This is a genomic window from Haloferax larsenii (genome assembly GCF_024730625.1).
Classification (GTDB): domain Archaea; phylum Halobacteriota; class Halobacteria; order Halobacteriales; family Haloferacaceae; genus Haloferax; species Haloferax larsenii.
The window spans coordinates 2,480,373-2,506,607 of the sequence record NZ_CP078063.1 but is presented as its reverse complement, the minus strand read 5'-3'; the positions used below and the strand labels follow the sequence as shown (position 1 = coordinate 2,506,607).

The window sequence follows — 26,235 nt, the reverse complement described above, 5'->3', positions numbered from 1 at the left end:
ACTCCTCGCGGGAGCGCCAGCGGGACGCCAGCCTCAGGACGCCTGTTCGAGCTTTTCGAGCGCTTCGGGGTTCTCGATGCTGCTCATATCGCCGAGTTCTTCGCCCGCGTAGATGGAGGCGATAGCGCGGCGGATAATCTTGCCCGACTGCGTCTTCGGGAACTCGTCGACGAAGAGAATCTCGCGCGGGCGGAACGGCTTGCCGAGTTCCTCGCCGACGACGCCGCGGAGTTCTTCCCGCAGGTCGTCGCTCTCCTCGACGCCGTCTTCGAGGACGACGTAGGCGACGACGGCAGTGCCGGTGGTTTCGTCGTCAGCACCGACGGCGGCGGCCTGGTTCACGGCGTCGTGTTCGATGAGCGCGCCTTCGACCTCTGCGGGACCGACCTTGCGGCCGGCCACGTTGAGGGCGTCGTCGGCCCGGCCGTGGAGGAACCAAAAGCCGTCTTCGTCTTTCTGCGCCCAGTCGCCGTGGTCCCAGAGGTCGTCCCACGACGACCAGTAGGTATCGAGGTAGCGCTCGTCGCCGGACCAGAGGCTCTTGGTCATCGACGGACAAGAGTCGCGGGCGACGAGGAAGCCGCGTTCGTGGGTGTCGGCGATGGACTCACCCGAGGAGTCCACGATATCGATGTCCATCCCGAGGCCGGGGCCGCCCAGACTGCACGGCTTGAGGGGTTGGGTCGGCATCGGCATGAGGAAGCACCCACAAATTTCGGTCCCACCGGAGATGTTGATGATGGGTGCCTCGCTCCCACCGACGTTCTCGTAGAACCACACCCACGATTCGGGGTCCCACGGCTCGCCCGTGGACCCGAGGAGCCGAAGACTCGACAGGTCGTGTTTTTCGACGTGTTCGTCGCCGTACTTGCGGAGCGCGCGGATTGCCGTCGGCGAGATACCGAAGGTGGTGAGACGGTGGCGCTCTATCATCTCCCAGAAGCGGTCCGGTTCCGGGTAGTCGGGCGCGCCCTCGTACATGAAGATGGTTCCGGCGAAGGTGTGGTTCCCGATGAGCGTCCACGGTCCCATCATCCAGCCGATATCGGAGACCCAGAAGAAGCGGTCTTCGGGTTTCTGGTCGAAGCCGAAGTGAATCTCTTTGGCCGTCTGCATCTGGACGCCCGCGTGAGTGTGGACGATGCCTTTCGGCTTGCCGGTCGTCCCCGAGGAGTACAGGAGCATCGACTCGGCGTCCGACGGGAGTTGCTTCGTCTCGTACTCCGCAGCAGCCTCGCCGACGGTGTCGTCCCACCACTCGTCGCGCTCGTCGTGCCACGGGATGTCGGTTTCGCCGCCTTCGCCGTCTTCGAACCGCTGGTAGACGACCGTGTGTTCGACGCACCCGGCTTCCTCGATGGCTTCGTCGGCGGTCTCCTTCAGGCGAACCTCCGAGCCACGGCGGTAGAAGCCGTCTGCGGTAAAGAGCACCGAGCACTCGGGGTCTTCGAGACGGGTCGCCGTGGCGTCGACGCCGAACCCGGAGAAGATGGGGACGGCGATAGCGCCGACTTTGAAACACCCATAGAGGATGGAGATAACTTCGGGAACCATCGGCATGTAGAGCCCGACCGTGTCACCAGTACCGATGCCGTAGGATTCGAGGACGTTGGCGACGCGGTTTGCTTCCCGGTAGAGGTCGTGGTAGGTCTGTTCGACGACCTCGCCGTCTTCGCCTTCCCAGATGCAGGCGACGCGGTTTCGGTCCGGCGAGTCGACTGCGGCGTGGCGGTCCAGCACGTTGTGGGCGATGTTGATTTCGCCGCCGGGGTACCAGTCTGTGAACTGTGGTCCCTCGCTGTTATCGCGCACCTCGTCGTAGTCTTCGTAGAAGTCGATGCCGAGATAGTCGACGAGTTCGTCCCAGAACCACTCGACGCCGGAGGCCCCCACACCCGGCATCTCGGTCGTGGTCCGCTCGATGAGTTCGTCGTAGTCGTCGATGTCGTACGCCCGCATGAACTTCGTCACGTTGGCGTCGTCGACGAATTCCGGGTCCGGTTCGTGCACCACCGTGTCGGTATCGGGTACGTCCATAAACCGACATACCGCGACGGCAACCAAGAATCTTTACTGTCTTTCATTTGGAATCCGGGCGGCAACCGACGATTGGGTGGTTCGCCCGGGGTGTTTTTGTCGGCCCGTCAGCTATACTGCACTATGTACGTCCGGGATGCCAAGAACCGAGACGAGGTCTGGTTGCTCGACGCGCTCGAGGAACTGGGGTTCGACGATGGCGCGTTTCGGTCCCGCGACTACGTCATCGCGCTCGACGAAGAAACCAACGAGAAGGCCGGATTCGGCAGGATTCGCGTCCACAAGGGCGACGATCCGTTCTGCGAGATAACGTGTGTCGGCGTACCCGAGCGATGGCGACGGCAGGGCGTCGGCGCACACGTCATCGAACGCCTCGTCGACCGGGCCAGCGCCGAAGGATTCGACACGGTCTACGGCTTTTCGTCGGCGTATCGGTACTGCACGCAGTTGGGATTCGACCCCGTGGACGCTCGTGACCTTCCGGACGAGGTGCACGAGCGCCTCGAACAGGTCAAAGCGGACGACTCAGACGCCATCGCGGTGCGCCTCGACCGCGACGAGTTCGCCATGCCGGAGCGACTCCGAGAGCGATTCAAGTCGGCGGCGCCGATGGCCGACTCCGGTGCCGGAGAGTCTGAACTCTCGGCGGAAGACTTCGGCTACGACGAGGAGACGCCGACGAAGTATTCGACGAACCTCCGACGGTGAACCCGGATTTCAGGTTCGGTCTTCGAGGAAGTCGGTGCTGAAGACAATCCACGACAGCACGCTACAGAACAGAATCGGCGGGAGGATGGCGAATCCCCACAGGGGTTCGAGTCCCTGAAGTAAGATGAGGACCACGTCTGCGAGTCCGAGCGCCAGAAACGGTGCTGTCGCCAGCGCGGCGCGCTTTCGGTTTTTTCCGCCCTCTTCTTCCGGGAGCGGACCGGGTCCGGACTCATCGGACGAAGTCGGCGTCGAGGTCGACGAGGGCGCGTCCATGCTCGTCCCTCGGGCGTGGACGGAAAAAAGCAGTGCCCTTTCGTTCTGCGACGTGTTCGATTCGGTCAGTTCGTCTCAGGCCTCTTCGAGACGCGACGCGAACTCGACGAGACCGAACAGCGCACCGAGGGCGAACACCGAGACGACCATCCCGTAGAGGGCGAACGCGACGGGCGTCGTCGGCAGCGACAGCACGCCGAACAGTTGTATCGACTCGGTGACTTGCCCGCCGTTTTCTCCGATAAACACGCCGAGGATACCCGAGATGAGGACGACACTCACACCGATGACGAGGAAGACCCGCCGACCGCCCATTCTATCGCTCACGACGCGGGCTAGTGGCCGAACCGTATAGTCCCTTGCGGGATTGGGTAGCCCACGTAACGAGACTGCCCACGAGACGAACCACATAAGCGACACCGCACGAATTCCGCGACACGATGCCCGAAGCACTCGTCGAACGCGCCCGCGACGCTCTCGACAACGCCTACACCCCGTACTCCGAGTACACCGTCGGTGCGGCCCTCCGAACCGCCGACGGCAGCGTCTTCGTCGGCTGTAATATCGAGAACGCGAACTACTCGAACAGCCTCCACGCCGAGGAAGTCGCCATCGCCGAAGCCGTCAAGAACGGCCACACGGAGTTCGACCGTATCGTCGTCACCTCGGGGGCGCGAGACGGCGTCACCCCCTGTGGGATGTGTCGCCAGACGCTCGCGGAGTTCGCCGACGAAGACCTCGAAATCGTCTGCGACCTCGGCGGCGAGGAGACGGCCGAGTACACCCTCGGCGAACTGCTCCCGAACACCATCTCACTCGACACGCTCGAAGCGGCCGCCGAAAAGCGCGACGCAGAGGAGTAGACTGCGGAACGCAAGAATTTCCATCGTCCCCCCGGGAGTACCCACATGAACGACAGTGAGGACCCGAACGCAGAGGTCCAGTACCACCTCGAAGTCGGTCCCGAGGACCTCGCGGACGCCGTGTTGCTCCCCGGGAACCCGGAGCGTGTCGACAAAGTAACTGCCCTCTGGGAGGACCACGAGGAGAAGGCCTACCACCGCGAGTACCGAACCGCGACGGGCACTTACGACGGGACGCCTATCTCCGTCACCTCGACGGGTATCGGAAGTCCCTCCGCAGCTATCGCCGTCGAAGAACTCGCTCGCGTCGGTGTCGATACCTTCATCCGCGTCGGTTCGTGCGGTGCGATTCAGCCCGAGATGGACGTCGGCGACCTCGTCATCACGTCCGGTGCCGTCCGACAGGAAGGAACCTCGAAAGAGTACGTCCGCGAGGACTACCCCGCCGTTGCCGACCACGAAGTCGTCTCCGCCCTCGTCGCCGCCGCCGAGCGTCTCGGCTACGACTACCACGTCGGACTGACGATGAGCGCCGACTCGTTCTACGCCGGACAGGGTCGTCCCGGATTCGAGGAGTTCCGCGCCGCAGGGTCGGACTCGCTCGTCGAGGAACTCCAGAACGCGAACGTGAAGAACATCGAGATGGAGGCCTCTGCACTGCTCACCATCGCCAACGTCTACGGACTCCGCGCCGGTGCGGTCTGTTCTGTCTACGCGAACCGCGTCACCGGCGAGTTCCGAACCGAAGGCGAGTCCCGCGCGGCCGAAGTCGGGAGCCTCGCCGTCCACCTCCTCGCAAAGATGGACGAGGTGAAACGCGAGGCTGGCGTCGAACAGTGGCATCCGGGCCTGTCGCTGGAGTGAACACACACGAATCCGAGTAAATCGACAACCGTCGAAGTAGAATTTCGACGACTCGGGCGGTGTAGCCGTCAAATCGGCGCGAATTGGGAGCGCGTTTCAAAGCCCCTTTATCTAATGACTACACAGACGACGACATGAGTACACAGGTCGTCGTTCTCGGCTCCGGGTACGCCGGTGCCGGTGCCGTAAAGCGCCTCGAAGAAGAACTCGGGTACGACGCGGAACTGACGTGGGTCGCCGAACACGACTACCACCTCGTGCTGCACGAGGTCCACCGTTGCATTCGCGACCCGAGCGTCGAATCGAGCATCGCAATTCCCATCGACGACGTGAAATCGCCCGAGACGAACTTCGTCAAGGGTCGCGCCACGAACGTCGACGTCGACGAGCGCGTCGTCGAACTCGAAGGTGGCGACACGGTCGACTACGACTATCTGCTGGTCGCTATCGGCTCTTCGACCGCGTTCTTCGGCATCGATGGCCTCAAAAAGTACGCCCACCAGCTCAAGGGCCTCGACGACGCCCGCGAGATTCACCAGGACATCAAACAGGCGTCGGCCGACGCCTCCCGTGATGACCCCGCGAAAATCGTCATCGGCGGTGCCGGCCTCTCCGGTATCCAGACGGCCGCCGAGGTCGCCGAGTACCGCGACCAGAACCGCGCACCCATCGATATCCAACTCGTCGAAGGGATGGACGAAATCTTCCCGGGCAACGACCCAGAGCTACAGGGTGCACTCCGCAAGCGCCTCGAAGCGCTCGACATCGAGATTCTGAGGGGCGACTTCATCTCGAACGTCGACGAGGAGACGGTCTACATCGGCGGCGGCGAGGACGAAGACCCCGACGAACTCGCCTACGACGTGCTCGTCTGGACCGGCGGTATCACCGGCCAGCCCGAAGCACAGGACGTCGACCTCGAACAGGACGAGCGCTCGCACCGCTTCTACGCGGAAGACGACTTCCAGACGAGCGACGACCGCATCTTCGCGGTCGGTGACTGTGCTCTCGTCGAGCAGGGTGCCGACAACGTCGCGCCCCCGACGGCACAGGCCGCCTGGGACGCTGCTGACGTCGCTGGCGAGAACGTTGCCCGCGCCATGGAAGGCCGCCCGCTCAAGCGCTGGTCGTTCACCGACAAGGGGACGGTCATCTCCATCGGTCACGACGCCGTCGCTCACGCGGTCAAGTTCCCGGTCGTCGGCGAGTTCCCCGTCAACGTCTTCGGCGGCCCGCTCGCTCGCGTCCTGAAGAAGGGTATCGCCGCGAACTGGATTGCCGACGTGACGACGGTCAACCACGCACTCTCTGCGTGGAGCGACCTCTAAGCAGCCCCTCCCAACCACGCGGTCTCACGTATCGGACTGTTTTTTGACGAACGTTTGATTATTTATCCAGCCAGCGAAGCACTGATTCGACCCGACGACGACTCGGATTGAGCAGTGGCTCGGAGCGGAGAAAAGAGAGAAAGAAAGGCGACAGTTAGTGCTGTGCGTCGCCGACAGGAGCCTTCATGTCGTCGATGCGCAGGATGAGGATATTGCTGGTGTCGTCCTTTCCGTCGAGAGTACCGTCGACGACGAGCCTCGAAAGCGGCGTCGGGCCGACGCGGACCTTGTCGCCTTCGTGGAAGTCGCGGACGGAGCCCTGCACGTGAATCTCGGCGCGGCAGAGTTCGGGGTGGTGAACGCTCGACAGGTCGACTTCGTCGACGTTTGCGCCTTCGACGAGTTCGTCGTTGTGGAACAGCGGGACGGACGCCGGCTCGTCCATCTTCTCGACGTCGAGTGCTTCGTATGCGTTCGCAGTCGGCTTGTAGCCGCCTTTCGGACCTGGTACACCTTCGACGAGCTGCAGTGCTTTCAGGCTCTGCATCTGGTTTCGAATCGTCCCGGGGTTACGGTTTACCTCTTCGGCGATGTCCTCGCCCTTGACCGCATCTTCCGACTCGCGGTAGAGATTGATGAGTGCCGTGAGGATTGTTTTCTGACTCGATGTCAGTTCGATTGATGACATGGAGAGTGGTTGGCGACATACGTCCTTAAATGCGATGGATGAGGGGTCGAATCTACCGTTTGTCTAATTTACAACCATTATACACTCATGAATGTTTATTTTGGTCTGACGATTCGGTGGTGGGATGACGATAGCACTTTACGTCAGACGAGTGTTGAGTCGACCATGAACGGAAAGCGAGTCCTCGTCACTGGTGGTGCTGGCTTCATTGGATCGAACCTCGCGAACCACCTCGCGGAGGACAACGAGGTCGTCGCCGTCGACGACCTCTATCTCGGTACGCCGGAGAATCTCGACGACGGCGTCGAGTTCCACGACGTGAGCGTCCTCGACGACGACCTGCCGACCGAGGGTGTCGACGTGGTGTTCCACCTCGCGGCCCTCTCGTCGTACACGATGCACGAAGAGAACCCGACGAAGGGTGCTCGTGTCAACGTCGAAGGCTTCGTGAACACGGTCGAACAGGCTCGTGACGACGGCTGTGACACCGTCGTCTACGCCTCCACGTCTTCGATTTACGGGTCGCGAACCGAGCCGTCTCCCGAAGACATGCCCGTCGAGGCACGAACCGGGTACGAGGCGTCGAAACTCGCCCGCGAGCGCTACGCCGAATACTTCCACAACCACTACGACATGCACCTCGCCGGCCTGCGATTCTTCTCCGTCTATCAGGGCTTCGGTGGGGCAGAAGAACACAAAGGCGAGTACGCCAACACCATCGCGCAGTTCGCCGACAAAATCGCCAACGGCGAGCGTCCCGAACTGTTCGGCGACGGAACACAGACTCGCGACTTCACCCACGTCGACGACATCGTTCGCGGCATCGAACTCGCCGCCGAGCACCGTCTGCAGGGTATCTACAACCTCGGAACGGGCGAGAGCTACACGTTCAACGAGATGGTTCGGATGATAAACGAGACACTCGGCACCGACGTGGACCCGAAGTACATCGAGAACCCACTCGACGTGTACGTCCACGACACGATGGCCGACAGCACGAAGATTCGCGAAGCGACCGGCTGGGAACCCCAGATTTCGTTCGAAGAGGGTGTCCGTCGGGTGTGCGAACCGTACCTCGACGACTAAGTTCTCGGACCCGCTGCCTCACCAATACTGCCTCGCGGTCTCTTCTAATCGACACGTAGACGTGCGGAAGGAGGCGAATAGTAGATACAATTGTTTAGTATTCCGATGCCACTAAATCACGTGCCCGATAGCTTCAACCATGAACCAGCAGACCCGGATTATCGGTGTTCCGACCGACTACGGAGCGAATCGACGCGGCGTCGACATGGGTCCGTCTGCCATCCGCTACGCCGGATTGGCGAAGCAGCTCGAAGCCGCCGGTGTAATCCCGACCGACGCGGGTGACCTCGCGGTCCCCCACCACGCGATTCACGACGCAGATGCGGGCGGAGAGAACGCGAAGCACATCAACGAAGTCGAGGAAGTCTGTACGGCACTCGCCGACGCCGTCTCGGGTGCCCTCGCTGAAGGTGCGACACCGCTCGCTATCGGTGGCGACCACTCCATCGCAATCGGCTCGATGGTCGGAAGCGCCCGTGACGCCGACATCGGTGTCGTCTGGTTCGACGCCCACGGCGACTTCAACACGCCGGAGACCTCTCCGTCGGGCAACGTCCACGGCATGCCGCTGGCCGCCGCGCTCGGTATCGGCGACTTCGAGGGCGTCGAGTGGGCGAACGCCGACGGCCTCAAGGAGGAAAACGTCGCTATCGTCGGCCTCCGCGACGTCGACGAAAACGAGACCGCAGCGATTCACGACAGCGACGTGACCGCCTACACGATGTCCGATATCGACGAACGCGGCATCACCGAGATTACGCAGGAAGCACTCGACATCGCCACGAACGGCACCGACGGCATCCACGTCAGTCTCGACCTCGATTGGCTCGACCCCCGCGAGGCACCCGGTGTCGGAACGCCCGTTCGGGGCGGTGCGACCTACCGCGAGGCTCACGCGGCGATGGAACTCGTCGCCGACTCGGGGGCGATGCGCTCGCTCGAACTCGTCGAAGTCAACCCCATTCTCGACGAGCACAACGAGACGGCCACGCTCGCGACCGAACTCGCCGCCAGCGCCTTCGGCAAGAGCATCCTCTGATGGCAGCACCCCGAGAAGCGCCGGCACCCCACGACCTCGCCGCGGGCGTCGTCGTCATTCAGGACGATGGCATCCTCGCGGTGTACGAGAAAGGACGCTGGGGATTGCCGAAAGGCGGGTCCGAACCCGGGGAGTTCTTCTTCGAAACGGCCTCGCGCGAGGCTGAAGAGGAGACCGGCGTCCCCGTCGAGGTGCAGTCGCTCGCGTTCACGAGTGAGATTCGCGGTCCGGACCGCCGTATCTATCTCCAGCGGTTCTACCACGCAACCCCCACCGAGGACGTCGAACCCGCCCCGAGCGACCCGGACGACGAAATCGAGGAGGCGGCGTACCTCCCGCTTTCGGAACTCGGGACGACGCTCACCTACCGCCCGCGGGTCGAACCCCTCCGCGAGTGGCTCAGAGACCGCAAACCACGACACTACACCTACGACCTGACGAGCGAACCGTCGCACGTCGACGAGTAGGTGGCACCGTGTCGTCCGGCGAGACGGCATATATTTACAATTCGGTTGTCACTTTTTGGTGATGAGTCACAGGACGCTCCCGTCGCTCGTCGGTCTTCTCGTGACGGTGCTTGTCGGTGGTGGGCTCTACTGGTTCGCCGAAAACCTTGGCTTGGCGCTTGCCACGGGGATTACATGGGGTGGCGGGGTCGCCATCATGCTGTACACTGCGCGGCGCTTTCCGTCTCTGTACGCCAGAGACACGAGTGACAATACACGATGGCTCGTACTCGGTACTGTACTCCTTACTGTCCCCGCGACCGTCGGTCTCGGTTCGTCGTTTCCCCTCCCGTTCGACCTCCGTGTCGGACTCCAGTTTCTCGTTATCGGCACTGGATTCGTCGGAATCGCGGTTGCGACGGTCGCGGAACTGGAGCGAAACACGGCGTGAGACTGAGGGACCGAGTATTTGAACTGTCGCACGTTGGGGTGTGGGAATAGCTGGCCGCGAAGTCGCTCTCACGGTAGGCTTCTCCTCGAAAGGAGGCAGTTATTTATCATCGAATTAGGGTTACTGGCCGTATGGAGCGCACGTCTCTCGTTTGGCTCGTCGGCCTTCTCGTGGCGATGCTCGTGAGTAGTGGACTCTACTGGTTTGCGAATACTATCGGGTTGGCGGTGGCGACGGGGCTGGTTTGGGGAACCGGGGTCGCAACCATACTGCACATCGGATGGCACTATCCATCTTACACCACGGGAGACGAGTGGGGAGACAAACGGTGGACTGGACTCAGTACCGGTCTCGTCACGCTCGCTGCGACAATCGGCGTGAGTCCGACGCTCCCCGTCCGGTCGGAACTACGTCTCGGCCTCGGCTTTCTCGTCGTCGGCGTCGGGTTCGTCGGCTACACGGCGGCCACCATGGCAGAGATAGAACGAAACACGGCGTGAGACTGCGTCGTCGCCACTCACGAAACAGATACTAAAAGAAAATCCCGGCGTCTCCGGGGCTCGAATTACTCTTCGTCCGCGACTGCTTCGACTTCGGCGTCGGCGTCAGCCTCGGTTTCCGCGTCCGCGTCGTCTTCGAGTTCTTCGTCTTCGGTCGTCATCTTCGGTGGAATCACGTCCACGGAGGCGACGGCGTCGCCCGCGTCGAGGTCCATGACGATGACGCCCATCGTGTTGCGGCCGACCGTCGAGATATCTTCGACGGGCGTCCGGACGATTTGCCCCTCGTCGGACATGACGACGAGGTGGTCGCCCTCGCCGACCGTGTTGATGGCGCAGACGGGACCGTTGCGCTCGTTGGCCTTGATGTCGATGAGGCCCTTCCCGTTCCGCGATTGGGCGCGGTAGGCGTCGAGGTCGGTGCGCTTGCCGTACCCGTTTTCGGTGACGGTCAGAATCCAACTGTGGTGGTCCTGGTCGATGGCGGCGACACCGGCGACCTTGTCGTCGCCTTCGAGTTTGATGCCGCGAACGCCGCGGGCCGAGCGGCCCATCGCCCGGACTTCGTCCTCGTGGAAGCGGATGGACATCCCCTGCTCGCTGCCGATGACGAGGTCGCGGGTGCCGTCTGTGACCTCCACGTCGACGAGTTCGTCGTCCTCGTCGAGTTTGGTGGCGATGATACCCGTCGAGAGGATGTTCTGGAACTTGTCGACGTGGGTGCGCTTGATGTAGCCGTTTCGCGTCACCATCGTCAGGTAGCCCTCGATTTCTTCGAGGTCGTCGCAGTTGACGACGGCCGTAATCTCCTCGCCATCGTCGAAGTCCAAGAGGTTGACCGCGGACTTCCCGCGGGCCGTGCGGGACATCTCCGGCACCTGGTAGGCCTTGAGTTGGTAGACCTGTCCGTGGTTGGTGAAGCACAACAGGTCGTCGTGGGTGTTCGCGACGAACACCGACGAGACGCTGTCGCCTTCCTTCAGGTCCGTGCCGATGATTCCCTTCCCACCGCGTCGCTGGGCGCGGAAGCGCGAGACGGGCATGCGCTTGATGTAGTCGTCTTCGCTGACGACGACGACCACGTCTTCCTCGGCGATGAGGTCGGCGCGGGTGACTTCGCCCGTGTTGGCGACGAACGAGGTGCGCCGGTCGTCGGCGTACTCGTCTTTGATGTCGAGGAGTTCGTCCTCGATGACGGCGTCGAGTTCGTCTTGGTCGGCGAGGATGGTCTCTAAGCGCTCGATGGTCGCTTGGACCTCTTCGTACTCGTCTTCGATTTCGGCCGCTTCCATCGAAGTGAGCGAGCCGAGTTGCATCGCGACGATGTGGTTCGCCTGGTCCTCCGAGAAGTCGAACGACGGGAGCGGTTCGCCGTCGACTTCGACGACGACGTCGCCGCGGAGAGCGGCTTTCGCGTCGTCACGGCTCTCGGAGTTCCGAATCGTCTCGACCACGGCGTCGATGTTTTCGAGGGCCTTCAGTCGGCCTTCGAGGATGTGCGCGCGGTCTTCGGCCTCGGCGAGTTCGTACTCGGAGCGGCGGCGAACGACCTCGCGGCGGTGGTCGAGATAGTGCTCCAGCGTCTCCTTCAGCGTGAGGACCTGCGGTTGGCCGTCGACGAGCGCGAGGTTGATGACGCCGAAGGTGGATTCGAGGTGATTGTCGAGAAGCTGATTCTTGACGACTTCGGCCATCGCGCCGCGCTTGAGTTCGATGACGACGCGGATGCCGTCGCGGTCGGACTCGTCGCGGATGTCGCGGATGCCTTCGATTTTCCCGGCGTTGACGTCGTCGGCGATGCGCTCGATGAGGCGGGCCTTGTTCTCCTGATACGGGAGTTCGTTGACGACGATTCGGCCTTCCTCTTCGTCGACCTCGTAGTCGGCGCGGACGCGGATTCGCCCGCGACCCGTCTTGTACGCCTTGTGGACTGCGTTGCGGCCGACGATGTTCGCGCCGGTCGGGAAGTCGGGACCCTTGACGTGCTCCATCAGGTCCGAGACGGTCGTGTCGGGGTTCTCGATGAGTTCGACGGTCGCGTCGATGACCTCACCGAGGTTGTGCGGCGGGATGTTCGTGGACATCCCGACCGCGATACCGGAGGACCCGTTGACGAGCAGGTTCGGGAACGACGACGGGAGTACCGTCGGTTCCTGCTTGCGGTCGTCGTAGTTGGACTGGAAGTCGACGGTGTCCTTGTCGATGTCCGCGAGGAGTTCCTCCGCGATGGGAGCCATACGGGCTTCCGTGTAGCGCATGGCGGCCGGCGGGTCGCCGTCGACCGAACCGAAGTTCCCCTGACCATCGACGAGCGGGTAGCGCATGGAGAAGTCCTGCGCCATACGCGCGAGGGCGTCGTAGATAGCGGAGTCACCGTGCGGGTGGTAGTCACCCATCGTTTCGCCCACGATGGACGAGGACTTGCGGTGCGACGAGTGGGCGGTCACGCCCGCCTCGTTCATCGCATAGAGGATACGCCGGTGAACCGGCTTGAGACCGTCGCGCACGTCGGGGAGCGCGCGACCCGCGATGACCGACATCGCGTAGTCGATGTACGACTGTTCCATCTCGTCTTCGATGCGAGCGTTCTTTACTTCCGCCGCGATGCCCGCGTCGGGTTCGAAAGAATCTGGTGCGTCAGAACTCATATCAGATGTCTACCCACTCGGCGTCCGTCGCGTGGTCCTTGATGAACTGCTTTCGAGGCTCCACTGCGTCGCCCATCAGGATACTAAACATTCGGTCGGCCGCGGCCGCGTCCTCGACCGTGATGCGCTTGAGCACGCGGTTTTCCGGGTTCATGGTCGTCTCCCAAAGCTGGTCGGGGTTCATCTCTCCGAGTCCCTTGAACCGCTGGACCTGCGTGGGATTGCCGTTGCATTTCTCTTCGATGAGACGGTCGCGGTCCTCCTCGGTCATCGCGTCGTAGGTGTTGCCGCGGTAGCGAACGCGGTACAGCGGCGGTTGCGCGGCGTACACGTAGCCCGCTTCGATGAGGGGGCGCATGTGCCGATACAGAAGCGTCAAGAGCAGCGTTCGGATGTGTGCCCCGTCGACGTCGGCGTCCGTCATCAGGATGATGCGCTGATAGCGGACATCGTCGATGTCGAACTCGTCGCCGATACCGGCACCGATGGCGGTGATGAGCGCGCGAACTTCGTTGTTTTCGAGGATGCGGTCGAGACGGTGTTTCTCGACGTTCAGAATCTTCCCCTTGATGGGGAGAATTGCCTGGAACTCCCGGTCTCGGCCCTGCTTCGCAGAGCCACCCGCGGAGTCGCCCTCCACGACGAACAGTTCGGACTTCGATGGGTCGCGGCTCTGACAGTCGGCGAGTTTGCCGGGCAGTGCGGTCGATTCGAGCGCGGACTTGCGGCGCGTCAGTTCCTCGGCCTTCTTCGCGGCCTTGCGGGCGCGGGCGGCCTCGACCGCTTTCGAGATGATTGCCTTCGCCATGTCCGGGTTCTCCTCGAAGTACGTGCCCAGTTTCTCGTGGGTCGTACTCTCGACGATACCCCGAACTTCGGAGTTGCCGAGTTTCGTCTTCGTCTGGCCCTCGAACTGCGGGTCGGGGTGCTTGACTGAGATAACGGCGGTAAGCCCCTCGCGAACGTCTTCGCCGCGGAGGTTGTCGCCGTCGAGGTCCGAGAGCATCCCCTCGGAGTTCGCGTAGTCGTTGACGACCCGTGTGAGGGCGGTCTTGAACCCAGTCAGGTGAGTCCCGCCTTCGCGGGTGTTGATGTTGTTAGCGAAGGCGTGAATCGACCCTTGCAGTTCGTCGGTCGCCTGTAAGGCGACTTCGACCGCGATACCCTCGGTCTCGTCTTCGTAGTAGATGACGTCTTCGTGGAGGGCGGTCTTCGTCTCGTTGAGGTACTCGACGAACTCGCGGATGCCGCCTTCGAACATGAAGGTGCTCGACTCCTCGCTCCGTTCGTCTGTGAGCGAGATTTCGACGCCGGAGTTGAGGAAGGCGAGTTCGCGAAGACGCGTTTCGAGCGTCTTGAACGTGAAATCAGTCGTCTCGAAGATTTCGCCGTCCGGCCAGAAAGTGATGGTCGTCCCCGTCTCTTCGTCGGGTTCCATGTCGCGGACCTTCTCGAACGCACCCTGAACAGGTTCGCCCTTCTCGAAGCGGTGGTGCCAGACGGCTCCGTCGCGCATGATTTCGACTTCGAGTTCCGTCGAGAGCGCGTTGACGACGGAGACGCCGACGCCGTGGAGGCCGCCGGAGACCTGATAGGATTTGTTGTCGAACTTCCCACCGGCGTGGAGGACGGTCATGATGACCTCGACGGCGGGTCGATTGTACTGTTCGTGCGTGTCTACCGGGATGCCGCGGCCGTTGTCGGCGACGCTGACTGACCCGTCCTCGTGGAGGGTCACTTCGATAGCGTCGCAGTACCCTGCTAGTGCCTCGTCGATGGAGTTGTCGACGACTTCGTAAACAAGGTGATGAAGACCACGGGAATCGGTAGAACCGATGTACATCGCCGGACGTTTTCGAACGGCTTCGAGCCCTTCGAGAACCTGAATTTGTCCGGCCCCGTACTCGTTTTCCTGTGACATCTGAACAGGTCTAAGACACCTCGTCCCTTAAAGCCTCGCACGCGCGGGCGCGTACTACTTACCGACTCGTCGCTTGGGACAACTCCCTGTGATTTGCGAATCTCTATCACGGTCCCGTTGGCTGAAAAATGCTAGCAAGCGGCGACATCGTACCGCTGTTCACTTTCACTCTGCTGCCGGTGGGTACTTAACGCGGGACTGGGTAGATGCGCAACAGGAAATGACCTCGTTCCAGTCGACACTCGGCGACGAATCGGGGATTGCAGAGGAGCTGGCGAAAGGCCAGCGAGAGATCTCCATCGCCGAGTTCTTCGAGAAGAACAAGCACATGCTGGGCTTCGACAGCGGAGCCCGAGGGTTGGTGACCGCCGTCAAGGAGGCTGTGGACAACGCGCTCGACGCCACCGAAGAGGCGGGTATTCAGCCCGACATCTACGTCGAAATCAGCGAAGTAGACGACTACTATCGCCTCGTCATCGAAGACAACGGGCCGGGCATCACGAAGGAACAGGTGCCCAAAGTGTTCGGGAAACTCCTCTACGGTTCTCGTTTCCACGCACGCGAACAGTCCCGTGGTCAGCAGGGTATCGGTATCTCTGCGGCGGTTCTCTACTCCCAACTGACAAGCGGGAAGCCCGCCAAGATTACCAGTCGCACGCAGGGGTCCGCCGACGCCGAATACTTCGAACTCGTCATCGACACCGACAAGAACGAACCGGAGATTCGCGACGAGAAGACCACTTCGTGGGACCGCCCCCACGGCACTCGCATCGAACTGGAGATGGAGGCCAACATGCGCGCCCGCCAGCAACTCCACGACTACATCCAGCACACGGCGGTCGTCAACCCGCACGCGCGCCTCGAACTCCGCGAACCCGGGCTCGACGAACCGATGAAGTTCGAGCGGGCGACCGACCAACTCCCCCAGCAGACAGAGGAGATTCGCCCGCACCCCCACGGCGTCGAACTCGGGACGCTCCTGAAGATGCTCGGTGCGACCGAATCGTACTCTGTCTCCGGCTTCTTACAGGAAGAGTTCACTCGCGTCGGCGCGAAGACGACCGAGAAAATCATCGACTCGTTCCGCGACCGGCACTTCGGCCGCGAGATGACGTGGAAGACGCCGTCGTCCCGCGAGGCGGACGACCTCGTCGAAACCATCGAAGACGCCGTCGCCAACAAGGGACAGGAGGCGACGACCGCATTCGCCGAGGAACTGGTCGATATCGTCACCGGAAAGGACCGAATCGCACACGGTGAACTGCTCACCATCGTCGGCAACGTCGCCGAGTCGGTCGGCGACGACACGGGCAAGACCTTCGGCGACACGGTCCAGGAAAACATCGTCGAGGCGGTTTGGCCCGTCCTCACTGAGGACCGCGAAAGCGACGTGTACGCCATCGTCGACGACGTAACCACGACCCAGAAGGACGACGCCGGCAAGGTGTCGATGGCGCGTTCCATCGCCACGCAGTTCGCCGAGACGACCGGCCCGACCGACCGCGCTACCTACGACGACGTGGAGGACTTCGTCTCGTGGGCGGCCGAGCGAACCAAGGAACGCGAAGACGAGACCTACGGCGAGACGGCCCGCGAGAAGATTGCGGACGCCGTCTGGTCGCGCATGCGCACGGTCGAAGACGACGTTCCGAAGGTCCGCGACATCGCCGACAACCGGGATATCGCCCGCGACCTGCTCGAAGCGATGCGCGAGACGGACATCCTCGCGCCGCCGACGGACTGTCTGTCGCCCATCACGTCCGAACTCGTCGAAGCCGGGCTCAAAAAGGAGTTCGACGCCGACTTCTACGCGGCCGCGACCCGCGACGCGGAAGTCCACGGCGGCGACCCGTTCATCGTCGAGGCCGGTATCGCCTACGGCGGCGACATCAAATCCGACGGCAGCATCGACCTGTTGCGCTTTGCGAACCGCGTCCCGCTCGTCTATCAGCGCGGTGCGTGTACCATCACGCACGTCGTGAAGGACATCGGCTGGCGGAACTACGGTCTCGACCAACCCGGCGGCAGCGGGATGCCGAAAGGACCGGCCGTGCTTATGGTCCACGTCGCGTCCACGAACGTCCCCTTCACGAGCGAGTCCAAGGACGCGCTCGCCGACGTGCCGGCGATTCAAGACGAAGTCGAACTCGCTATCCGCGAGGCCGCCCGCGAACTCAAGTCGTACCTCTCGAAGCGTCGCTCGCTCCAGAAGCGCCGCCAGAAACAGGACGTTATCGGCCGCATCCTCCCGCAGATGGCGACGAAGCTCTCGGAGGTTACCGGCCGCGAAGAGCCGAAAATCGACGGCGCGCTCGCCCGCATCATGAACAACGTCAGCGTCGAGCGGACTATCGAAGACGGGACGGTCACGCTCACGGTCACGAACTACTCCAGCACGAACGAGTCGCCGGATATCACCGACATCCTCGACGTCGAGCCGTTGGGGCTGAACGGCGAGGCGAACGTCGTCGACCTCGACGGCGAGTGGTTCGTCAAGTGGAATCCGACGGTGGCCGCGGGTGAGTCCGAGACGCTCACCTACTCGGTCGAACAGGACGCGTCGTTCGACATCAACGTCGACGGCGTCGAGACGGAGAAACTCACGGTGAACGCATAATGGCATCCGATTCAAAAACCGCAGAGGAACTCGCCCGCGAACGACTCATCGACCTCGCGGCGGAGTTCTACGACCAGTTCGACAACGGGGAGATTCCGACGATGACGCTCCCCACGCGGACGAAGAGCAACATCGAATACGACGAAGACTCGAACGTCTGGGTCTACGGCGACCGAACCTCGACCCGGTCGGCAAACAGCGTCCGCGGCGCGCGGAAACTCCTGAAGGCCGCCTACACCATCGAGTTCCTCGCTCGACAGCTGGAAGAAGACCGCTCGTCCACCCTGCGTGAACTCTACTACCTCTCCGAATCGTGGGACGCAGAAGAGGCTCACTTCTCGGGCCAAGACGAGTCCAACCAACTCATCGAGGACCTCGAAATCGTCTCCGAAGTCACTCGTGAGGACTTCCACATGCGCCCGGAGGAGTCGGGTGCGACGCTCATGGGCCCGCTCGAACTCCGCGAGCAGACCCGCCGCGGCGAGCGCGAGATTCACTGCCAGAAGGACGTCGGCGAAGGCGGCTACCAGATTCCGAACAACCCCGACACCATCGAGTTCCTCGACCACGACATCGACTTCGTAATGTGCGTCGAGACCGGTGGTATGCGCGACCGCCTCATCGAAAACGGGTTCGACGACGACTACAACGCTCTCATCGTCCACTTGAAGGGACAGCCGGCCCGAGCGACGCGGCGCATCACGAAGCGCCTGCGCAACGAACTCGACCTACCGGTTGTGGTCTTCACAGACGGTGACCCGTGGTCCTACCGCATCTTCGGCTCTGTCGCGTACGGGTCGATTAAGTCCGCACACCTCTCGGAGTACCTCGCCACGCCGGACGCCCGATTCGTCGGCATCCAACCGCAGGACATCGTCGATTACGACCTGCCGACCGACCCGCTTTCGGACTCCGACATCAACGCCTTGGAGTCTGAACTCGACGACCCGCGCTTCATGAGCGACTACTGGACCGAACAAATCGAACTCCAACTCGACATCGGCAAGAAGGCAGAACAGCAGGCACTCGCGGCCCGCGGTCTCGACTTCGTGACCGACGAGTACCTGCCAACCCGTCTCGACGAGATGGGCGTCATCTAACCCGCCCGACTCGCAGTCGGCTCTCGATTTTCAGGGATAGAGTCCGTCGCCGCGGAAGCCGTCGAAGAAGCGCCGGACGATACCGTTGAGTTCGTCGGCTTCGCTCACTGCGAGGTCGTGTCCCGCTCCCTTGAACAGCGCCAGCGTCGCGTCGTCGATGCCGTCTTTCGTCTCGCGGAGGCGCGGTTCGGGGAAGAAGTGGTCGGCGTCGCCCGCAGCGACGAGCGTCGGCGCGTCGATATCGTCGAGCACATTTCGGGAGTCGTGTTCGAGACAGGCAGAGAGTGAGACGACCACGTCGGCGGGAACCGCCGGGCGGAGGTCGGCGAACGTGCCCGCCAACTCGACGAGTAGCGGTCCGACCGTCTGTTTGACTCCGGTCGCCGATTCACGCTCTGCGTCTGCGGCGAGTTCGGCCCACTTGCCCTTCCCGGCGAGCGTCCGCCAGTCTCGGATGACCTGTTCGCCGTGACCGCCGAGTCGCGTCGCCGACGACACGAGTGCGAGCGAATCCACGTAGTCGGCGTAGTCCGAAGCGAGGTGCTGGGCGATGAACCCCCCCATCGACACGCCGACAACGTCCGCCGGCCACAGGCCTTGCTCGTCGATTACGGTCGCGTACTCGGCAGCCATATCCCGGGTGGACGACCCGACTGGGATGTGCCGTCGGCGTCCGACGACCCACACGTCGCGGTCGGAAACGCCGCTGTAGAGTCTGGACAGAACCGCTGCAGTCGCGCGGGAGGGTGCACCTCGCTGGAAGGCGTCCGAGACTCCCGGGAGGACGAAAAGTGGGTCACCATCCGGGTCACCAACGCGATAGTACGGCCGCCGACCGTCGAGCATCCCGTAGTCGAGTGTCATACACGGCGGTACGGTGCGGGGCGAGAAAAACCGTTCCGTCTGGTTACATCTCTGGACGGGCGTTATGGTGCGCGCTCTGCACTGCTGGGCGTTACGGGAGGTGTCCCGCGCCGCTGGGTGTCAGAGAAGGCGTTCCGCGCCGCTCAGACCTGTTCGGGGTCGTCGAGGACGACCGGAATACCCCGGTTCGCCACGTCCACGACGAAGGCTTCGTCGTCGGCTTCGAGAATCGGGATGGTGTCGTAGTGGATGGGAAGCACGAGGTCGGGGTCGAGTGTCTCCGCGAGGTCGGCCGCCTCGTGGCGGTCCATCACGACGGTTCCGCCGATATTGGCGAGGAACAACGACACTTCGAGGTGACGGAAGCCTTCGAGCACGTCCGAGTCGCCGGGCCAGAAGACGGTTCGGTCGCCGATAGAGATGTGGTAGGCACATCCGAGTCCGCGCGGATGGTAGGGTTCGCCGTTGTCGCGGAGGTGCGGCCCGTCCGGGTCGTTGAACGCCGGCAGGGTCCACACGTCCACCTCGCCGACAGTGAGGAAGTCCTCGTCGTTCACGCGAATCGTCTCGTACGACAGGTCCTCGACGGGCGTCACGTCGCGGTCGATGTTCGCGGCGTTCACGCCCTCGTAGGCGACGACGGTGGCATCCTCGTCGGCAACCTGCTCGATTGCGTCAGAGTCGTAGTGGTGGTCGTGCGTGACGAGAATCAGGTCGCCGTCGCGGGCGTAGTAGTCGTCGAGGACCCCGTACCGCCCGGGGTCGAAGTAGACGACGTAGCCGTCAGGAGACTCGATTCGGACCGTGGCGTAGCCGAGCCACGAGACGTCGAGGCCGTCGTGTTTGATGGTCATACCTCAGACGAGGGCCCGGCGGCTGAAAAACGCGACTACTGCAACTCGGCTGCGAGTACCGTTTACTGGGGTTCGGTTGACTGTTCTCCGGTTTACTGCGACTCGACCAACCGTTCGACGCGCGTCAGCGAATCGGCCGTCTCGGGCGTCTTGTCTTCGCGGACGGTGACGAACCGCGGGAATCGAAGCGCGTAGCCAGACGAGTACGTCGGCGACTCCTGAATCTCCTCGTAGCCGACTTCGAAGACGACCGAGGGGCGGATATCCACTTCTTTCCCGGACTCGCGTTCGATTTCGGGTTCGAGCAGGTCGGTGAGTTCGACCAACTGCTCGTCTGTGATTCCCGTGGCGACCTTCCCGATTGTCTCGAACTCGTCGTCGCCAGAGGCGTCCTCGACGCGGGCCGAAAGCAGGAATGTGCCGAGGAACTTCGCCCGGCGGCCTTCGCCCCACTCGGCTCCTGTGACGACGAGGTCCAGCGTCTCCACGTCGGGTTTGCGCTTCAGCCAGTTCTTCCCGCGGTCGCCCGGCGAGTAGGCCGCGTCGGGGTTCTTGAGCATGATTCCCTCGTGGCCCGCGTCGAGAGCGTCCGCCTCGTAGCCGGCAATTTCGTCGGGGTCGTCCGAGAGAAGCAAGTCGGAAACAGCGGGAGAGTCCTGTCCGAGGACGGTCGCAAGCCGGTCGTGACGGGTCGTAAGCGGGGCGTTCAGCAGGTCGTCGCCGTCGGCGTGGAGGCAGTCGAACGCCCGAAGTTCGACCCGGACCTCCTCGCGCATCTGGTCGACGTCGTGTTTGCGGCGGAAGCGACGCAGAATCTCCTGAAACGGCAGCGGGTCGCCCGCGTCGTCCATCGCGACGACTTCACCGTCGAGGATGACCGGGCAGTCGACCGCGTCTTCGACGAATTCGACCACCTCGGGGAGTGCGCCCGTCACGTCCTCCATGTTCCGCGAGAAAAGCGACACCTCGCCGGACTCGTCGCGGTGGACCTGCACGCGCGCCCCGTCGAACTTCGTCTCGACAGCGGCGGTTTCCCACTCGTCGAGGGCGTCTGCGGCGGTCCCCGCCTGCGCGAGCATCGCCTGAATCGGCCGGCCGACTTCGAGGTGGACATCGTCGAGACCGGCTTCCCCGTCGTCGCGGGCGACTTCGGCGACCATGCCGTAATCGTTCGAGACCTGCAGGGCGCGGGCGACAGTCGCGATGTTCTCGTCTCGGCGCTCGCGGGCCGCCGCCTCGGTGTCCGTGTCCGCATCGTCGTCGCGGATGGCGGCCGCGTCGGCGTCGGCGACGAGGAACGCCTCTGCAATCGCGTCGCGGACGCTGCCTTCGCCGACGCCGATGCGCATCTCCGAGAGGACGAGCCGTGCGAGGAAGCGAGCTTCGTCGGGGTCGGTGCGGTTGAACAGCCCGTAGAGCGTCTTCAACTTCGTATCTTCGCTCCCGACCCCGGACGCGGCGGCGAGGGAACGAAGTTCGGAATCGACCTCGGCGACGGTCAGCCCGTCTTGCCCGCCCGCACCGAAGGCGGCGAGACCGCGTTGGCCGCCGAAGTCGTAACTCGCGGCGACCGCGCCGATTTCGCCCTGCTCGGCCAGTCTGTCTTCGACGTCGTCGGCAGAGACGTTTGGCCCGGCGGCGCGAGCGATGGCCTCGTGACAGAGGCGTGGTCCGATATCCAGCGTGGTCGAATCCCACGCGGGGAACACTCGCCCTTGGACGAAGCGGGCGACCGTTGCGAGGTCGTCGTCGGCATCACGAAACAGGTCGGCGAGATATGAGACGATAGTGAGGTCCGCGCTCTCGGCTTCGATTTCGGCCGCGCGCTCGGCGAACTCGGCGAACTCCATTGGGCGTGAGTATCGCCGCCCGCACAAAAAGGGTCTCGACAAGCGTCGGTGGTGTGAGACGCTGACGAACGAGGGAATTGCCGGGGACTTAAAGGGGATTGGGGTCTGAACGGCGGGTATGAGCGACGACCTCGCGGAGCGTGTGCAAGACGTGCTCGCGGTCGACGCGGACGAGTTCGAAGCGCAAGCGAAGGCTGATGCGGAGGTCGTAAAGCGCGAACTGCGCGAAGGAACCTTCGACAACCACCAGTCGATTATCGGTCTCGAATACGAGTTCTACGCCGTCTCAGACGGCCGGTGGTCCGTAAACGGCGAGGGGACCAACGCGCTCATGCGCGTCCCACGTCGGTTGCTCGAACTCATGGGCTTCGAGAAGGAATTGGGGCTTCACAACGCCGAGATGACGACGAGCCCTCAGCCGTTGAACCCACACGGACTTCGCGCACAGAGTTCCGAGGTTCGTGCCCGTCTTTCCGCCGCACTCGACTGCGCCGGTTCCGAGGGGATGCGTCTCGTCTCGGATGGCATGTGGACGATTCCGCCGGTTGGCGAAACCGCCACGGAGTACCTCACTGACTCCATCTCGGACAAGCGCGTCCGACTCGCGACCAACATGTCTGGCTCGGTTCGCTACCACGCGATGGCCAACGGGCCGACGGCCCCGCCGTCGCGGACGCTCGAAGCGCCGCACGTCACGCTCGAAGCCGACACCGTGATGCCCGAGTCGCTTATCACGTCGATTCAACCGCACTATCAGGTCTCCCACGCGGTTGACCTGCCGTTGTTTTTCAACTACGCGCTCCGCGCTGCCGGGCCGCTGCTCGCTCTCGGCGTCAACTCGCCGTTCTTCCCCGCCGACCTCTACGACGACGACGCGACGCCGGACGAGATACTCGCAGACGGCTGGGACGAAAACCGTATCGCGGTGTTTGAGACGGTTCTCAACGCTGGCGACCACGAGAAAGTTCGCTTCCCGAACGACCTCGGAACCGTCGAGGACGCCGTCGACCGCGTCGCCGACGACTCGACGATGGTCCCGATGTCGGTCACACGCGGCGACCGCTTCGACGACGAATTCGCGACGCTCCGCCGCAAACACGGCACCTACTGGCGATGGGTCCGTCCGGTGTTCGACGGCGCGACCAGGTCGTCCGCGAACGCCCGCATCGAGTTCCGGCCGATAGCCGCCCAGCCGACAGTCCGGGACTCGCTGGCGTTCCAGGCCGCATTCGCGGGACTGATGGAGCGACTGCCGCGACAAGAACACCCCGCCATCAACATCGAGTGGGAGACGGCCAAAGAGAACTTCTACACCGCGATGCGTGAGGGGCCGCACGGCGATATCCACTGGCTGGACGCGGATGGCGACGCGGTCGCCGGTGCAGAACTGTACGAAGACCTGCTCGTCCACGCCCGCGACGGCCTCCGGTTGGCTGGTTGTTCCGAAGAACAGGCCAACTACTACCTCGAACCCCTGCGAAAGCGCGTCGAAACGGGCGTAACCCCGGCCGACTGGAAGCGCCACCGCGTCCGCGACCACCTCGACGACGGCGCAGACTTCGAGACGGCACTCCAGGAGATGCAACGCGAGTACGTCGAAAAGCAGTCTGAGACGCTCCTCGAAGGGGCGTTCTCTGACTGGTTCTAAGACTCCACTTCTCCCGCTTCTCGTTCGTTTCTGTCCGCGACGCCCGAGAGAGCTGTTGCTGTGCCGGTGTGGAAACGGAGAGAAACGGCCGAAGCCCTATTCGAGGCCTTCGAAGTTCTGGTGACGCTGGACGTCGACACCCTCGTCGGTGACGACGGCGATGTTGATACCGTTACCCGAAGCGAGGTCACGCTCGACTGCGGCGCGGATAGCGTTCGTGGCGACCTGCTTCGCTTCGTCGACACTCAGGTCGTCGCTGTATTCGCGTTCGAGGACACCGAGGGCGTACTGGCTGCCGGAGCCCGTGACGGTGTACTCTTCTTCGAGAATCGACCCGGCGGGGTCGATGCTGTAGATGTGACCGCCGTCTTCGTCGACGCCGCCGAGGATGGGCTGGACGACGAAGAACGCGCCCGAGCGGAGGAAGTTGCCGACGAGCGTCGAGAGCGCCTGCATGCTCATGTCCTCGCCGCGGCGGGCCTCGTAGAGGCGGACCTCTGCTTTGAGGTTGCTGATGAGCGACTGTGCGGCGGAGACAGAGCCAGCGATGGTCAGGGCGGCCGTCGGGTGAATCTCTTCGACCTTCTGGACGTCCTTCGAGGAGACCATGTAGCCCATGCTCGCGCGCATGTCTGTCGCGAGGACGACGCCGTCTTCGGTCTTGATACCGACCGTCGTCGTTCCGGTCTTCGTCTCTTTGTCGCCGAGTTCGGTGGCGCGTCGCTCGGCGTGAGAGAACTCGCCGAGTTCCGGGCCGAACACGTTCGAGTGGTCGCCGTTGAGCGAGTCGAGACGGCCAGAGAACTCGTCGTGAGTCGGGGTACGCATTGTCAGCGATTGCACTTCGGCGCTGATAAATGCAACCCTTCACCTCGCCGTTGCCGGTGTCGCGGTGTCTGACGCGCGTCGGCGGCGCTGTCGCTCACGAGTCGGTTGCGAGACAAAACGAGTGGTGTATCCCTGTCTTAGCGGGTCGCGGCGCGCTCGTAGGCGTCGCCGGTGGTCTTGACGAGACGGTGAACTGGGAGGGTCACGCCCATACGGCGGGCGGCGAGTGCAACCGGAAGCAGCGCGATGCCGGTCGCGACTGTGAGCTGGTAGGCGGCGAATAGCGCGGTCTTCTGCAAGCGATGGAACATTGCCGTGTCCTCAGTTGTGGGTCGAGACGCCCCCAGTGATAAGCTTTCCCTCCGAGACCGAACCACCACCCCGACGCTGTCGTGCGATTCAACTCTACTTGTCTCTGTCCCACTGAGCTCGACTATTCGCCGTGCGTATTACATGACGTGCTGACAGCTTTCGCATAAGTTATGACGATTATCGAAGTGGCGTGCGCCGGAGTTCCGTATTCATTTCGAGCGGTGTGACTTTCGGTCAGCCGCGACGGTCACTCGCGGTGACTCGTCTCCGACACCAATGGAACCCCGTGTGGAACTCTCTGGCACCCGCGCGCACGAACCACAAAGCACGAAACCCCCTCGTCTCGTACGTCCACTATGAGCAACTATCTCGTCGCGATGGAGGCGGCCTGGCTCGTCCGGGACGTCGAGGACATCGACGACGCCATCGGCGTCGCCGTCAGCGAAGCCGGAAAGCGTCTCAACGAAAAGGACAAAGAGTACGTCGAAGTCGAAGTCGGTGCGACCCCGTGTCCCGCCTGTGGCGAACCGTTCGACTCGGCCTTCATCGCCGCTAACACCGCGCTCGTGGGCCTGCTTCTCGAAATCAAGGTCTTCAACGCAGACGGTGAAAAGCACGCCTCGCGCATCGCAAAGAGCGAAGTCGGCGGCGCGCTCCGCGACGTTCCCCTCGACGTCATCGACGTGATGGAGTTCGAGGACGACGACGCCTAAGCGACCAGAAGCTTTTTTCATAACCGTGGGTTATTCCATCGGTATGGAACTCCCCACGCCGAACGACCTCCGGGAACGTCGGAAGTCGTTAGAACTGACTCAGAGCAAACTCGCCGACATGGCGGGCGTCTCACAGCCCCTCATCGCCCGTATCGAGGGTGGCGACGTAGACCCCCGTCTCTCGACGCTCCGCCGTATCGTCGAGGCACTGGACGAGGCGGAAGGCCGCATCGTTCGCGCAGAAGACGTGATGAACACCAACGTTCGGAGCGTCGCGCCCGACGATTCGGTCCGCGAAGCCCGCGACCTGATGTTGGACGCCGGGTTCTCTCAGCTTCCGGTCATCGAAGGCGGGATGCCGCTGGGGTTCATCTCGAACAGCGACATCCGCCACGTACAGGAAGACGACGTGACACAGCGTCCCGTGAGCGAAGTCATGTCCGAGGGCCTCACGACGGTCGAACTGGACACGACGCTCGACGAGGTGAGCAGTGGTCTCGACCACAACTCGGCTATCCTCGTCGTCGAGGGCGGCGAGACGGTCGGTATCATCACCGACGCCGACATCGCCGCGCACATCTGAGCCGCGGCGGT

The 26,235-nt window shown here is 63.0% G+C and carries 25 protein-coding genes; 14 read left to right on the top strand and 11 right to left on the bottom strand.

What is annotated here, in order from left to right:
* Positions 1 to 33 precede the first annotated feature (33 nt).
* A complete protein-coding gene (locus KU306_RS13055) occupies positions 34 to 2,037 on the bottom strand; it encodes an AMP-binding protein (protein ID WP_258302191.1) in 2,004 nt (667 codons plus the stop codon).
* Between the two features lie 123 nt (positions 2,038 to 2,160).
* Between KU306_RS13055 and KU306_RS13050 the strand changes: the two genes are divergently transcribed.
* The gene (locus tag KU306_RS13050; protein ID WP_258302190.1) at positions 2,161 to 2,745 is read left to right on the top strand and encodes a GNAT family N-acetyltransferase; all 585 of its coding nucleotides are present in this window, start codon (positions 2,161 to 2,163) and stop codon (positions 2,743 to 2,745) included.
* 9 nt (positions 2,746 to 2,754) lie between these two features.
* Here the strand turns inward: KU306_RS13050 and KU306_RS13045 are convergent, their stop codons facing one another.
* Both KU306_RS13045 and KU306_RS13040 read right to left on the bottom strand, forming a co-directional pair.
* On the bottom strand, positions 2,755 to 3,021 hold the full coding sequence (locus KU306_RS13045) for a DUF8142 family protein (protein ID WP_007540340.1): 267 nt from the start codon (positions 3,019 to 3,021) through the stop codon (positions 2,755 to 2,757).
* 75 nt (positions 3,022 to 3,096) lie between these two features.
* Positions 3,097 to 3,336, bottom strand: a complete 240-nt coding sequence (locus KU306_RS13040; RefSeq protein ID WP_007540338.1) for a DUF7520 family protein — start codon at positions 3,334 to 3,336, stop codon at positions 3,097 to 3,099.
* 125 nt (positions 3,337 to 3,461) lie between these two features.
* On the opposite strand from KU306_RS13040, the gene cdd reads away from it, so the two are divergent.
* The 3 genes from cdd to KU306_RS13025 all read left to right on the top strand — a co-directional run bounded on the left by cdd (position 3,462) and on the right by KU306_RS13025 (position 6,076).
* Positions 3,462 to 3,884, top strand: a complete 423-nt coding sequence (cdd, locus tag KU306_RS13035; RefSeq protein WP_258302189.1) for a cytidine deaminase — start codon at positions 3,462 to 3,464, stop codon at positions 3,882 to 3,884.
* 45 nt (positions 3,885 to 3,929) lie between these two features.
* Entirely contained in the window at positions 3,930 to 4,748 is an 819-nt protein-coding gene (locus tag KU306_RS13030) for a nucleoside phosphorylase (protein ID WP_258302188.1), read from the top strand.
* 134 nt (positions 4,749 to 4,882) lie between these two features.
* Positions 4,883 to 6,076 carry an NAD(P)/FAD-dependent oxidoreductase gene (locus tag KU306_RS13025; protein ID WP_258302187.1) on the top strand — a complete coding sequence of 398 codons (1,194 nt, stop codon included), beginning with the start codon at positions 4,883 to 4,885 and terminating at the stop codon, positions 6,074 to 6,076.
* 154 nt (positions 6,077 to 6,230) lie between these two features.
* Here KU306_RS13025 and KU306_RS13020 read toward each other — a convergent pair whose 3' ends face one another.
* On the bottom strand, positions 6,231 to 6,764 hold the full coding sequence (locus KU306_RS13020) for an Rrf2 family transcriptional regulator (protein ID WP_007540321.1): 534 nt from the start codon (positions 6,762 to 6,764) through the stop codon (positions 6,231 to 6,233).
* Positions 6,765 to 6,929: 165 nt separating this feature from the next.
* Here KU306_RS13020 and KU306_RS13015 point away from each other — a divergent pair, with 165 nt between their 5' ends.
* The 5 genes from KU306_RS13015 to KU306_RS12995 all read left to right on the top strand — a co-directional run bounded on the left by KU306_RS13015 (position 6,930) and on the right by KU306_RS12995 (position 10,286).
* Complete coding sequence (locus tag KU306_RS13015; protein ID WP_258302186.1) at positions 6,930 to 7,850, top strand: NAD-dependent epimerase/dehydratase family protein; 921 nt, start codon at positions 6,930 to 6,932, stop codon at positions 7,848 to 7,850.
* A 205-nt stretch (positions 7,851 to 8,055) separates the two neighbouring features.
* Positions 8,056 to 8,889: an arginase gene (gene rocF, locus KU306_RS13010; protein WP_425499544.1), complete on the top strand. Its 834-nt coding sequence runs from the start codon at positions 8,056 to 8,058 to the stop codon at positions 8,887 to 8,889.
* Positions 8,889 to 9,356, top strand: coding sequence for an NUDIX domain-containing protein (locus KU306_RS13005; protein ID WP_074795509.1), 468 nt, complete (start codon positions 8,889 to 8,891; stop codon positions 9,354 to 9,356). The genes rocF and KU306_RS13005 overlap by 1 nt, the downstream gene beginning before the upstream one ends.
* Positions 9,357 to 9,417: 61 nt before the next feature.
* Entirely contained in the window at positions 9,418 to 9,786 is a 369-nt protein-coding gene (locus KU306_RS13000; RefSeq protein WP_007540313.1) for a hypothetical protein, read from the top strand.
* A 131-nt stretch (positions 9,787 to 9,917) separates the two neighbouring features.
* Positions 9,918 to 10,286, top strand: coding sequence for a hypothetical protein (locus tag KU306_RS12995; RefSeq protein ID WP_007540311.1), 369 nt, complete (start codon positions 9,918 to 9,920; stop codon positions 10,284 to 10,286).
* A gap of 65 nt (positions 10,287 to 10,351) precedes the next feature.
* On the opposite strand, the gene gyrA is transcribed toward KU306_RS12995, so the two are convergent.
* Positions 10,352 to 12,934: a DNA gyrase subunit A gene (gyrA, locus tag KU306_RS12990; RefSeq protein ID WP_258302184.1), complete on the bottom strand. Its 2,583-nt coding sequence runs from the start codon at positions 12,932 to 12,934 to the stop codon at positions 10,352 to 10,354.
* A gap of 1 nt (position 12,935) precedes the next feature.
* The gene (gyrB, locus tag KU306_RS12985; protein ID WP_007540306.1) at positions 12,936 to 14,855 is read right to left on the bottom strand and encodes a DNA topoisomerase (ATP-hydrolyzing) subunit B; all 1,920 of its coding nucleotides are present in this window, start codon (positions 14,853 to 14,855) and stop codon (positions 12,936 to 12,938) included.
* Positions 14,856 to 15,075: 220 nt separating this feature from the next.
* Here gyrB and KU306_RS12980 point away from each other — a divergent pair, with 220 nt between their 5' ends.
* Positions 15,076 to 17,472 carry a DNA topoisomerase VI subunit B gene (locus KU306_RS12980; protein ID WP_258302183.1) on the top strand — a complete coding sequence of 799 codons (2,397 nt, stop codon included), beginning with the start codon at positions 15,076 to 15,078 and terminating at the stop codon, positions 17,470 to 17,472.
* Entirely contained in the window at positions 17,472 to 18,572 is a 1,101-nt protein-coding gene (locus tag KU306_RS12975; protein WP_007540303.1) for a DNA topoisomerase IV subunit A, read from the top strand. The genes KU306_RS12980 and KU306_RS12975 overlap by 1 nt, the downstream gene beginning before the upstream one ends.
* A 30-nt stretch (positions 18,573 to 18,602) precedes the next feature.
* Here KU306_RS12975 and KU306_RS12970 read toward each other — a convergent pair whose 3' ends face one another.
* The 3 genes from KU306_RS12970 to ligA all read right to left on the bottom strand — a co-directional run bounded on the left by KU306_RS12970 (position 18,603) and on the right by ligA (position 22,140).
* Positions 18,603 to 19,436 carry an alpha/beta fold hydrolase gene (locus KU306_RS12970; RefSeq protein ID WP_007540301.1) on the bottom strand — a complete coding sequence of 278 codons (834 nt, stop codon included), beginning with the start codon at positions 19,434 to 19,436 and terminating at the stop codon, positions 18,603 to 18,605.
* A gap of 143 nt (positions 19,437 to 19,579) precedes the next feature.
* On the bottom strand, positions 19,580 to 20,290 hold the full coding sequence (locus KU306_RS12965) for an MBL fold metallo-hydrolase (RefSeq protein WP_258302182.1): 711 nt from the start codon (positions 20,288 to 20,290) through the stop codon (positions 19,580 to 19,582).
* 92 nt (positions 20,291 to 20,382) lie between these two features.
* Entirely contained in the window at positions 20,383 to 22,140 is a 1,758-nt protein-coding gene (gene ligA / locus KU306_RS12960; protein ID WP_258302181.1) for an ATP-dependent DNA ligase LigA, read from the bottom strand.
* A 118-nt stretch (positions 22,141 to 22,258) separates the two neighbouring features.
* Between ligA and KU306_RS12955 the strand changes: the two genes are divergently transcribed.
* Positions 22,259 to 23,788 (top strand): glutamate-cysteine ligase family protein, encoded by a 1,530-nt coding sequence (locus tag KU306_RS12955; RefSeq protein ID WP_007540296.1) that lies wholly within the window; start codon positions 22,259 to 22,261, stop codon positions 23,786 to 23,788.
* A gap of 96 nt (positions 23,789 to 23,884) precedes the next feature.
* Here KU306_RS12955 and psmB read toward each other — a convergent pair whose 3' ends face one another.
* Positions 23,885 to 24,616, bottom strand: a complete 732-nt coding sequence (psmB, locus tag KU306_RS12950; RefSeq protein WP_007540294.1) for an archaeal proteasome endopeptidase complex subunit beta — start codon at positions 24,614 to 24,616, stop codon at positions 23,885 to 23,887.
* Between the two features lie 137 nt (positions 24,617 to 24,753).
* On the bottom strand, positions 24,754 to 24,927 hold the full coding sequence (locus KU306_RS12945) for a hypothetical protein (RefSeq protein ID WP_007540293.1): 174 nt from the start codon (positions 24,925 to 24,927) through the stop codon (positions 24,754 to 24,756).
* A 357-nt stretch (positions 24,928 to 25,284) separates the two neighbouring features.
* Here KU306_RS12945 and KU306_RS12940 point away from each other — a divergent pair, with 357 nt between their 5' ends.
* Both KU306_RS12940 and KU306_RS12935 read left to right on the top strand, forming a co-directional pair.
* Entirely contained in the window at positions 25,285 to 25,641 is a 357-nt protein-coding gene (locus KU306_RS12940; protein ID WP_008324300.1) for a DUF555 domain-containing protein, read from the top strand.
* Between the two features lie 43 nt (positions 25,642 to 25,684).
* Entirely contained in the window at positions 25,685 to 26,224 is a 540-nt protein-coding gene (locus tag KU306_RS12935) for a CBS domain-containing protein (RefSeq protein ID WP_007540289.1), read from the top strand.
* The last annotated feature ends 11 nt before the right edge of the window (positions 26,225 to 26,235 follow it).

Excerpts from the sequence above, each read along its gene's own strand:
- KU306_RS13055 (WP_258302191.1), bottom strand. The coding sequence starts at position 2,037 with ATGGACGTACCCGATACCGACACGGTGGTGCACGAACCGGACCCGGAA.
- KU306_RS13050 (WP_258302190.1), top strand. The coding sequence starts at position 2,161 with ATGTACGTCCGGGATGCCAAGAACCGAGACGAGGTCTGGTTGCTCGAC.
- KU306_RS13045 (WP_007540340.1), bottom strand. The coding sequence starts at position 3,021 with ATGGACGCGCCCTCGTCGACCTCGACGCCGACTTCGTCCGATGAGTCC.
- KU306_RS13040 (WP_007540338.1), bottom strand. The coding sequence starts at position 3,336 with ATGGGCGGTCGGCGGGTCTTCCTCGTCATCGGTGTGAGTGTCGTCCTC.
- cdd (WP_258302189.1), top strand. The coding sequence starts at position 3,462 with ATGCCCGAAGCACTCGTCGAACGCGCCCGCGACGCTCTCGACAACGCC.
- KU306_RS13030 (WP_258302188.1), top strand. The coding sequence starts at position 3,930 with ATGAACGACAGTGAGGACCCGAACGCAGAGGTCCAGTACCACCTCGAA.
- KU306_RS13025 (WP_258302187.1), top strand. The coding sequence starts at position 4,883 with ATGAGTACACAGGTCGTCGTTCTCGGCTCCGGGTACGCCGGTGCCGGT.
- KU306_RS13020 (WP_007540321.1), bottom strand. The coding sequence starts at position 6,764 with ATGTCATCAATCGAACTGACATCGAGTCAGAAAACAATCCTCACGGCA.
- KU306_RS13015 (WP_258302186.1), top strand. The coding sequence starts at position 6,930 with ATGAACGGAAAGCGAGTCCTCGTCACTGGTGGTGCTGGCTTCATTGGA.
- rocF (WP_425499544.1), top strand. The coding sequence starts at position 8,056 with ATGGGTCCGTCTGCCATCCGCTACGCCGGATTGGCGAAGCAGCTCGAA.
- KU306_RS13005 (WP_074795509.1), top strand. The coding sequence starts at position 8,889 with ATGGCAGCACCCCGAGAAGCGCCGGCACCCCACGACCTCGCCGCGGGC.
- KU306_RS13000 (WP_007540313.1), top strand. The coding sequence starts at position 9,418 with ATGAGTCACAGGACGCTCCCGTCGCTCGTCGGTCTTCTCGTGACGGTG.
- KU306_RS12995 (WP_007540311.1), top strand. The coding sequence starts at position 9,918 with ATGGAGCGCACGTCTCTCGTTTGGCTCGTCGGCCTTCTCGTGGCGATG.
- gyrA (WP_258302184.1), bottom strand. The coding sequence starts at position 12,934 with ATGAGTTCTGACGCACCAGATTCTTTCGAACCCGACGCGGGCATCGCG.
- gyrB (WP_007540306.1), bottom strand. The coding sequence starts at position 14,855 with ATGTCACAGGAAAACGAGTACGGGGCCGGACAAATTCAGGTTCTCGAA.
- KU306_RS12980 (WP_258302183.1), top strand. The coding sequence starts at position 15,076 with ATGACCTCGTTCCAGTCGACACTCGGCGACGAATCGGGGATTGCAGAG.
- KU306_RS12975 (WP_007540303.1), top strand. The coding sequence starts at position 17,472 with ATGGCATCCGATTCAAAAACCGCAGAGGAACTCGCCCGCGAACGACTC.
- KU306_RS12970 (WP_007540301.1), bottom strand. The coding sequence starts at position 19,436 with ATGACACTCGACTACGGGATGCTCGACGGTCGGCGGCCGTACTATCGC.
- KU306_RS12965 (WP_258302182.1), bottom strand. The coding sequence starts at position 20,290 with ATGACCATCAAACACGACGGCCTCGACGTCTCGTGGCTCGGCTACGCC.
- ligA (WP_258302181.1), bottom strand. The coding sequence starts at position 22,140 with ATGGAGTTCGCCGAGTTCGCCGAGCGCGCGGCCGAAATCGAAGCCGAG.
- KU306_RS12955 (WP_007540296.1), top strand. The coding sequence starts at position 22,259 with ATGAGCGACGACCTCGCGGAGCGTGTGCAAGACGTGCTCGCGGTCGAC.
- psmB (WP_007540294.1), bottom strand. The coding sequence starts at position 24,616 with ATGCGTACCCCGACTCACGACGAGTTCTCTGGCCGTCTCGACTCGCTC.
- KU306_RS12945 (WP_007540293.1), bottom strand. The coding sequence starts at position 24,927 with ATGTTCCATCGCTTGCAGAAGACCGCGCTATTCGCCGCCTACCAGCTC.
- KU306_RS12940 (WP_008324300.1), top strand. The coding sequence starts at position 25,285 with ATGAGCAACTATCTCGTCGCGATGGAGGCGGCCTGGCTCGTCCGGGAC.
- KU306_RS12935 (WP_007540289.1), top strand. The coding sequence starts at position 25,685 with ATGGAACTCCCCACGCCGAACGACCTCCGGGAACGTCGGAAGTCGTTA.